The 2156-nt window shown below is 58.0% G+C and carries 1 protein-coding gene; it reads left to right on the top strand.

Annotation, left to right across the window (positions count from 1 at the left end):
- The first annotated feature begins 679 nt into the window (after nt 1–679).
- On the top strand, nt 680–1810 hold the full coding sequence (locus WCA53_RS07775; protein ID WP_423907637.1) for an IS110 family transposase: 1131 nt from the start codon (nt 680–682) through the stop codon (nt 1808–1810).
- Nucleotides 1811–2156: the final 346 nt, after the last annotated feature.

Genomic DNA, 2156 nt, shown 5'->3' on the forward strand with positions numbered 1-2156 from the left:
GATTTTCTTGCTTATTACTGTTAGCCCCTGTCCGGGGCGGGACTTCATTTCTTTTCAAACGCGAAAAGAAACGAAGCAAAGAAACGCGTTTCAAACCGCTAACATTTAAGTGTCCATAGCAAACACTTCAGGCTGTTGGCCCGAACGTAGCACGGCCCCCACGCATTAACCCGCAGTTGAACACCCACCCCAAGCTCAAACGGCGCACACACGCTTCGCCTCAATGGCCGTAATCAACGCACGCACGCTAAATGCCGCCCTCAAATAGGTCAGCCACCGGCACTAAAAGCTCAGTCCTATCGTGCCACCCCAGCCCCCAGTCCGCTCGCGTCGCGCTTCACATGCCGCTAGCGGCAACGTGTTGGGGCGGTCGAGGCGAAGCGTATGCGCGCCGTTCGAGCTTGAGGGGGTGTTCGACTGCGGGTTAAATATTTGGGGCCGCGCTACGTTCGTGCCAAAAGCCTGAAGTGATCGACGACGACACTTAAAAATTGGCGGTTTAAAACGCGTTTCTTTGCTTCGTTTCTTTGCGCGTTTGCAAAGTTAGTATGACTTCCGTGAGCAGTAAGGGCTGGCCCCCGTGACGGAGCTAAAACACGCGGGTTAGCATTGAGCCAGAGCCGTAACAGTGAGGGCGAACCCGTCACTCATAGGTTTTGTTTCCAACACGGAGCCCAGCATGCAAAACGATATCACGTTGTTTGTCGGCCTGGATGTTCACAAAGACTCGATTACCGTCGCCTACGCGCTAGGCAGCGGCGATGTCGAAGTGTTCGGCAAGATCGGTACGAGCGCACGCGACATTGATCGGCTGTGCAAGAAGCTTCAATCCAAGGCTCGCCACTTAAAAATCGTTTATGAAGCCGGTCCTCTGGGCTACGACCTGCAGCGGCGCCTCGCTGCCAAAGGCTTCGAATGCATGGTGTGCGCCCCCTCGCTGATCCCGCGCAAAGCCGGCGATCGCGTAAAGACCGACCGCCGCGACGCGGTCAAACTCGTGCGCTCACTGCGCGCGGACGACCTCAGTGCGGTGCATGTGCCCACTGTCGAGGACGAGGCGTTTCGCGATCTTGCGCGCGTCTGGGCCGCTGCGCGCGATGCCCTGAAACGCGCACGCCAGGCGTTGAAATCATTTTTGCTCGCCCACGCCGTGCGATACGCGGGTACGGCGAACTGGGGGCCTTCGCATCGGCGCTGGATCAGCTCGTTCTCATTCGGCAACGCATGGCAGGACCTCGCTTTCAGCGAGTTGCGTCGCGCGATCGAAGACCGCTTTGCGCAGTGCGGGCGGCTTGAGTCGGCCTTGCGTGAAGCCGTGACGCAGTGGCGCTTTTATCCCGCCGTGCTCGCTCTGCAGACCATGCGCGGCATCCAGTTCACCACCGCCGTTGGCTTGCTCTCGGAGATAGTCGATGTGACGCGCTTTGCCCATCCTCGACAGTTGATGGCGTGGCTGGGCGTCACGCCCTCGGAGTACTCCTCGGGGGGCAGCCGGCGCCAGGGCAGCATCACCAAGACGGGCAACTCGCTCGCGCGAAAGTTGCTGATCGAGGCCGCCTGGAGTTATCGGCATACGGCCAAGGTGAGCCCCGAGATTCAGCAGCGTCATGAGGGCGTGCCCAAGGTGATTGTCGATCGAGCCTGGGACGCACAACTGCGTCTGTGTGGACGGTACAGAAGAATGCTGGCGAAGGGCAAAAACAAGAATGTTGCGATCGTTGCGATCGCCCGCGAACTCGCCGGGTTTGTCTGGGACATCGGCCGTCTGGGCATCGAGCAAGCAATCAACACGCCCAAGCCGGCGGTTTGAATCGCACCCGCAACAGCAGTTTTGCAACGAATCGCAGGCAGTTTCCTGAAGGCGGCGTAGCCCGGAATTAGAGTTACCCGCGGCATTTCTTGGCAACGGCTTATCAACGTTCACGCCGACTTGCGTGCAAAGTTAGCGGCAGGCTCACGAAACGGATCACTGTAATGCGGTAACCAACCCGCGAATATCAGATTGATTCACCGTCGAGTGTTACTTGCTACGCCGCCCTCAGGAAATTGTAGGAACAGAAGAGATGAAAACCGCCAAACCAGCGGTTGACACGGAAAGTCATATCAGAAATGAAGTCCCGCCCCGGATAGGGGCTAACAGTAATAAGCAAGAAAAT

It is taken from the genome of Caballeronia sp. (assembly GCF_049581465.1).
GTDB lineage: Bacteria > Pseudomonadota > Gammaproteobacteria > Burkholderiales > Burkholderiaceae > Caballeronia.